This is a genomic window from Chthoniobacterales bacterium (genome assembly GCA_018883245.1).
In the GTDB taxonomy this organism is placed as follows: Bacteria; Verrucomicrobiota; Verrucomicrobiia; order Chthoniobacterales; family JACTMZ01; genus JACTMZ01.
The window spans coordinates 1-5,645 of the sequence record VEQL01000069.1 but is presented as its reverse complement, the minus strand read 5'-3'; the positions used below and the strand labels follow the sequence as shown (position 1 = coordinate 5,645).

Annotated in this window: 8 protein-coding genes and 1 pseudogene; 4 read left to right on the top strand and 5 right to left on the bottom strand. The window is 60.9% G+C overall.

Going from position 1 to position 5,645, the window contains the following annotated elements; translation table 11 throughout:
- Positions 1 to 638: 638 nt before the first annotated feature.
- On the top strand, positions 639 to 1,511 hold the full coding sequence (locus FGM15_13355; protein MBU3666844.1) for a hypothetical protein: 873 nt from the start codon (positions 639 to 641) through the stop codon (positions 1,509 to 1,511).
- 146 nt (positions 1,512 to 1,657) lie between these two features.
- Here FGM15_13355 and FGM15_13350 read toward each other — a convergent pair whose 3' ends face one another.
- The 4 genes from FGM15_13350 to FGM15_13335 are packed head-to-tail and all read right to left on the bottom strand — an operon-like array spanning position 1,658 to position 3,049.
- The gene (locus tag FGM15_13350) at positions 1,658 to 2,080 is read right to left on the bottom strand and encodes a hypothetical protein (protein ID MBU3666843.1); all 423 of its coding nucleotides are present in this window, start codon (positions 2,078 to 2,080) and stop codon (positions 1,658 to 1,660) included.
- Complete coding sequence (locus tag FGM15_13345; GenBank protein ID MBU3666842.1) at positions 2,077 to 2,451, bottom strand: hypothetical protein; 375 nt, start codon at positions 2,449 to 2,451, stop codon at positions 2,077 to 2,079. The genes FGM15_13350 and FGM15_13345 overlap by 4 nt, the downstream gene beginning before the upstream one ends.
- Before the next feature lie 27 nt (positions 2,452 to 2,478).
- Complete coding sequence (locus FGM15_13340; GenBank protein MBU3666841.1) at positions 2,479 to 2,796, bottom strand: hypothetical protein; 318 nt, start codon at positions 2,794 to 2,796, stop codon at positions 2,479 to 2,481.
- Complete coding sequence (locus FGM15_13335; protein MBU3666840.1) at positions 2,762 to 3,049, bottom strand: BrnT family toxin; 288 nt, start codon at positions 3,047 to 3,049, stop codon at positions 2,762 to 2,764. Before FGM15_13335 ends, FGM15_13340 begins: the two co-directional genes overlap by 35 nt.
- Before the next feature lie 358 nt (positions 3,050 to 3,407).
- On the opposite strand from FGM15_13335, the gene FGM15_13330 reads away from it, so the two are divergent.
- Together FGM15_13330 and FGM15_13325 are read left to right on the top strand one after the other, a co-directional pair.
- A complete protein-coding gene (locus FGM15_13330; GenBank protein ID MBU3666839.1) occupies positions 3,408 to 3,629 on the top strand; it encodes a hypothetical protein in 222 nt (73 codons plus the stop codon).
- A pseudogene (locus tag FGM15_13325) lies at positions 3,602 to 3,934 on the top strand (type II toxin-antitoxin system PemK/MazF family toxin). Before FGM15_13330 ends, FGM15_13325 begins: the two are co-directional and overlap by 28 nt.
- A 34-nt stretch (positions 3,935 to 3,968) precedes the next feature.
- On the opposite strand, the gene FGM15_13320 reads toward FGM15_13325, so the two are convergent.
- Positions 3,969 to 4,910, bottom strand: a complete 942-nt coding sequence (locus FGM15_13320) for a helix-turn-helix transcriptional regulator (protein ID MBU3666838.1) — start codon at positions 4,908 to 4,910, stop codon at positions 3,969 to 3,971.
- Positions 4,911 to 5,093: 183 nt separating this feature from the next.
- Between FGM15_13320 and FGM15_13315 the strand changes: the two genes are divergently transcribed.
- On the top strand, positions 5,094 to 5,630 hold the full coding sequence (locus FGM15_13315; GenBank protein ID MBU3666837.1) for a hypothetical protein: 537 nt from the start codon (positions 5,094 to 5,096) through the stop codon (positions 5,628 to 5,630).
- The last annotated feature ends 15 nt before the right edge of the window (positions 5,631 to 5,645 follow it).

The window sequence follows — 5,645 nt, the reverse complement described above, 5'->3', positions numbered from 1 at the left end:
GGTCTCATGAATGCGGGCGAATACAGCGTCATCCAGAGCCTGAATCAGGTGCATTCCATCTGGGCCGGGGCGGGCAGCCTCTCCGCGCAGAGCGGAACCAACTACTTCGTGGCCAACGGTGCCACAGACACCACGGAAGCGCCTTGGATTCAGACCATCACGGTCAATCCGGGCGACATCATCGTCAGCACGACCAACGCGCCGGTCTATTACCGCTTCCAAGCCTACATCGCCAGCGTGTATCCCGCAGAACCGCCGCAACTGGCTTTCGAGATGAGCCTGAACAATTCGGGTGCCTGGCAGGAACTTACCACTTCCACGGCGCCGGAAAATTTCGACGTGTGGTATCTGACCTACCGAGACGGCTATTTCCTCTCTGCTCCCACGACGATTTCCTTCCGGTTGCGCAACACCATCGCGGCCGAGGGCGGCAACGATTTGGCCATCGATAGCATCTACTTCGGTCTTTCCACCCAAGCGCCCGATTACCTTGATAATCCCATCAACAGCATCGGCCCGATCACCGGCGGCGTCGTTCCCGAACCCGGCACTTGGGCCGCGGCGGCTTTGCTCGTTGGGACCGCGGGATTCGTCCGCTGGCGCAGGAAAGGTTGATAGCCCTGCAACACACGGCACCGATGCGCACCCATGCCTGCCACGCGTTTTGTCGGTTGCCTGCCGTCATCCTCGCGTTTTCGCTGCTCGCACAGGCCGCTTTCGGGGGAATTATTTTTTTCAGCAGCACCTTTGACAGCACGAGCGGTTGGACTTCGCAGCTGAACGCGCCGCCTGCCTCCGTCGGAGCGACGCTCGAGACCTCGGCGCCTTTTGTCGTCGTGGGAACATCGATGGGATCCTACATGTCGGCTTACAATTACCCGACCACCCTCATCACGCCCGCGTCAGCCGCAGTTAATCCCGACCTGTGGCTGGGATTTCTCCTTCGCAATGACTCCGGCACCCCGTGGTTGGGAGGAGTCGGTCTCATGGGCGGCACCAACAATCTGGAGGTGCAATACAACGGCCCCTGGTTCGGGCAGATTGGATCCTATCAGTTGGCGTCCGGTGCGCCGAACGTGACGCTGATCAACTCCGACTGGAGCGGATGGGCGACGAACTCGTTCGGGCTCACCGACGGACAGCAGGTCGCCGTCCTCGCCCATATCTACGACATCAGTGCCGGCGGGGCTTATGACACGGCAGACCTCTGGGTGCAGTCGGATCTCACGGCGCCGCTTTTCCAGAATGTCTCGCAGACCAATGCGGTTGTTTACGGGTTTGACCTCGGCAACGCGTCGAGCGAGGCCATTCGCTCGCTTCGCTTGGCTGGGGAATTCGGCGTGCAGTCCTACGACAACCTTGTCTTGGCCTCCTCCAGCGCTGCCGCCATCAGTTTTCTTCAAGACCCGGGTGCAGGTTCCGTTCCCGAGCCCGGCACATGGGCTGCGGCGGCTTTGCTCGTTGGGACTGCGGGCTTCATGCGCTGGCGCAAACGCGCGAAAGTTTCTTAAGCGGCAAAGCGCCGCTCACTTCACAACACCTGCGCGGAAACGTGCGGGTGTTTTTTTGTCATGGCCAACGAGCGGCCAAATACTTTGGGTGATAGCTGCCGTTTCGTCATCGGCGAGGAGAGTCGGGATTTCTCCGCCCTTTTCGCCTAAGTGTGCAGTCGCCCCGCAGCACGTTCGCGCTCGAGATAATCGGACGGCGTCATGATGGGCATGCCGTAGCACGAGGATCCGAGAAGATTGATAAAGTCCGCCCGGTCCAAGGTGAGCAGCACATCGGCCCAAGCCAGTGCGGTGACCAGGATCGGCCGGTCTTTCGGCACGGGAAAAGCCAAAGCGCGATCCAAACTTACCACGTCAGCGACGACGGACAGTTTTGGCTCGAGCCCTTGCCAAGTCTCGCGCACCTCCGGTTCGAACTTGGCGAGGTTGTGCACCGCCTCTCTCGTGGCCCATGGACTTGTTAAAAGGGTCCAACCGCTGCCCGGAGCGTAATCAAACAAGGCGCGCGAGGCGCCTGCTGCGGATTTGGCGGCGGCCAGCAAGACGCTGGTGTCGCAGAAGATGTTCACACGCCGGCCTTGAACTTCCGGAAACCCTCTTCATCTTCGGCCACCCATTGCTCGATCGTGGCCTTGGGAATGTCACGTGGCGGGGGTAGTGGGGCGCCTTCTTTGCGCAAACCAGCCAGCAAAAACGCGACCAGCCTCTGTTTCTGCTCAACCGGCAAAACTTCGGCGGCCTGTTCGATTTCGGCCAGCGTGCTCATGCGAAGACCATAGCCGACTGCCGTCGGCCCCGCAAACCGGATTCCGCGTTCCAGCCTCCGGCCTCGTGACCGGCCACCCACGACGCGTTGTTGCTCGCTCGCCTGCTCGGCGGCGACGAGGCGCGCGAAGGCTTCCTGAACGACAAAGCGCCGCTCACTCACCGACACCCGCACGGCAACGTGCGGGTGTTTCGCTTTCCTTCAATTACCCGGGGCGAGCGAGAGTTTGAGTTCTCCGCGGGCCACCATGTGCAGCACGCTGGCGGCGAGCGTCTGGTAGGGAAGTCCGGCTTCCTCGGCCCTCGCGCGCAGACCGGCGATCGTCTCATGCGTGGTGCGGATGTTGATCCGCGCCGGACGCGCCGGTTTGCGGGAGATAGTCATCTTCGCCGCGGCGGATGGCGAGGGCAGGCCCAAGGCGCGTTGCTGCGCGCGGGTCAGCGCTTTGCTTTGGTCAAAGCCCCAGCCTTCGTTGCGCGGCTCCTCAGCGTAACTCGGTTTCTTTCTTTTGGTCTTCATAGGCTTTCTTCTGTTTGCGCCAATATCCGGCGCCAATCACGCGGATGGCATCACCGCGCAAAGTGAACCTCACGGTGAGGATGCCGTGTCCATCGTGGCCCACAGCATAGAACCTCGGTTCGTCGGCGCTGTGTGTTTCGTTCGGGACGATCATGCGTTGCGGATCTTGGAAAACTTTCTGCACGGTGGAAAAATCGACCCCGTGCTTGGCGAGGTTGATTGCCTCCTTGTCGGAATCGAATTCCAACCGCATCGGCACAATGTGTGCCTTTTGGCATCTCGTGTCAACAGCAGCGGTCACTTGGACCGCGGCAGCGCTGCTCGCCGTAGGCGCGGCGTTTATGCGCTGTCGCAAGCGCGCCAAGGTTTCTTAAGCGACACATCGCCGCTCACTTCACGACACCCGCACGGCAACGTGCGGGTTTTGTCTTTAGGCGGCTGACTCTTCTGTCACGGAGGGAGCACCGGCGTCGTCGGTCAGCTTCGCTTGCAGTCCGCCGGATTCGACATGGTTCTGTGCGATGGTGCCGGATCTACAGGCGTTGCAGGAGCTACAGTGGGGGCGAGCGGCCGGGGTTGCGGGAGGCGGGGGGCGGGGGTATTCTCTTCTGATGATCCAAACTCTCGAAGCGGAGATCGACCAACACGGTTCGGTGAAGCTGGCGAAGCCGGTGCACTTGGACCGCAGCCATCGTGCTTTGGTCATGATCATGCCGGATGAGGCGGCGAGCGGTGCCGGCGAGTGCGCTCTGCTCAGCGAGGCGGCTTTGGCAGAGGACTGGAACAACCCTGAAGAGGACGCGGCATGGCAGCACCTTCAGCCGGTTCGGTAATACTCGTTCCGTTTCTTTTTTCGGATCTCTCGCAAAGCAAGATCCGCCCGGCCCTTGTCCTTGCCGAAGTCGGGCGCGGCGATTGGATTCTTTGCCAGATCACGAGCAAGTCGTAGGCAGACGCGCGCGCTATCCGGTTGGATGAGCCCGATTTTATCAGCGGAGGTCTGACCGTGATCAGTTACGTGCGGCCGGGCAAACTTTTCACCGCCAATGAGACACTGATGCTGGAGAATGTCGGACAGTTGCGCGCGGAGAAGATCGATGCGGTTCTACGCAGCGTCGCGGGGCTTTTCGCGAGGTAAAAAGACAGCTCGCCGCGGCGACCGTCCGCACGCGTCATGGCGCGTTGAGGGGCGAAGCTGACACAGGTCTGTCTTTGCCCGGTCCCTGCTTGCTGTAACGCTCCGATGTCGCGGCTGAAGCACCGGCATCGTCAGTCAGCTTCGCCTGCAGGCCGCCGGATTCGACATGGTTCTGTGCGATGGTGATTGTGTTGCCGTCCGGCAGGGTGATGCGCCACATGCTGCGCTTGCCGAAGGAATAGTCCGGCACCACGTAGTGCCCTTCGCCGCGGATGATTTCCGTGAAAGGCCAAAATACGAATTCCTCCCGCACCACATGGACGCGTGCATCCGGGTCGAATCGCTTGAGCAGATCGGCTTCCTGCCATATGGGGCTTTTGACGATTTCCTCCCGCTCCGACAACTCGCGCAGCGTGGGCTGTTCCAACTTCACTTCGCCGGTGCGCCTGGCGAATTCCGCCATTTCGGCTTCGCTTGGTCCGCTCTCGTCTTTGGCGCGGTTGAGGATTTGCACAAGGTAGCGGTAGAGGCGGCGGAATTTTTCCGGCCGTTGGGCGAGGGGGCCGAGCAGCAGCTTGATGCGGCGGCTCAGGTCTTCGGTGGCTTTGTCCACGGCCTGCGGTTGCAGCGCGGCGCGCTTGTAGTGCTGGTAAAACTCCGCGCTGTAAGGCGTCTCGTCGAGCAACACGGGTCGGAACTGCGTTTGGTCGAGCAGCGCCTCGCCGAGAATGCGCGGACGGCCCGCGGCTCGCTCGCGCCATGCATTGGCGCTGCGCATCAACTTGATCGCGTGGCATCCGGTCGCCGCTTCGATGGCAAAGGCCGCATCATCGGGCAGGGGAGCCGCACCGCGCTCGATATTTTGAATCGTCGCTGCCTTGAGGCCCGTCTCCTCGGCGCACTTGTGCCGGCTCCAGCCGAGGATCTCCCTCAACTGATGGAGCGGGTGTTTGGGCAAGGTGGTCGCCGCGCTCATGACCCCGTCACCATCGGATGGGGTCAAGTAGCCTGTCAAGCAGAAAAACTGGTAGCTTAACAATTTGTCGGAAATCGATAATTTGCCATTTGACTCGTTAGTCTACTAGATGTAGTCTTCCCATGTCGGAAGGACACCATCCCTTGTGGCTGATGTCCTGCGACTTAGAAAGTAGGTGATATTATGACAACAGTAAGCGAAAACACAACATCGACCACCCCCACGGTGGCCGACAATCCGGGCAGCAAGTATCCATTCGCGAGCGTCACGCTCACGGATGCGGATCTGGCTGCCATCTTGGCGAAGGTCAACGAGCTGAAGGGGCTTCTGCCCGCGATGCCCGACCTGACCCCGCTGGAGCGCCGTCGCATGTCGAAGCTCGGGACCAAAACCCGCGGCTTTGCCGATCTCGCCATCGAGACTGCGAAGGCCGACCCCGGCGTGTTGCCGCAGAGCATCTCGCTCGACACCTTTGTCGCGCAGGATGAACTGCTGCAGGATCTGAGCCTCGTCCAGACTCACGTCACCGACGTGAAGTCGAAGTTGGACGATGCGCTCTTCCTCATCGGCAATTACATCTACGGCGTCAGCCGCGTGGTGTATGCGGTCATGAAGACGGACGCTGCCAAGGCCAAACTGCAAGAGCAGAAGGCCGCCATGGCGCAGCGCTTCGCCAAAGGCAAAAGCCAGTCCACGACTGGTTCAACCACTCAAGCTTAACGCTTGAGCCTACAC

Bases quoted from the DNA above. Each gene is read 5' to 3' on its own strand.
- FGM15_13355 (MBU3666844.1), top strand. From the start codon at position 639: ATGCGCACCCATGCCTGCCACGCGTTTTGTCGGTTGCCTGCCGTCATC.
- FGM15_13340 (MBU3666841.1), bottom strand. From the start codon at position 2,796: ATGAAGACCAAAAGAAAGAAACCGAGTTACGCTGAGGAGCCGCGCAAC.
- FGM15_13335 (MBU3666840.1), bottom strand. From the start codon at position 3,049: ATGCGGTTGGAATTCGATTCCGACAAGGAGGCAATCAACCTCGCCAAG.
- FGM15_13330 (MBU3666839.1), top strand. From the start codon at position 3,408: ATGATCCAAACTCTCGAAGCGGAGATCGACCAACACGGTTCGGTGAAG.
- FGM15_13320 (MBU3666838.1), bottom strand. From the start codon at position 4,910: ATGAGCGCGGCGACCACCTTGCCCAAACACCCGCTCCATCAGTTGAGG.
- FGM15_13315 (MBU3666837.1), top strand. From the start codon at position 5,094: ATGACAACAGTAAGCGAAAACACAACATCGACCACCCCCACGGTGGCC.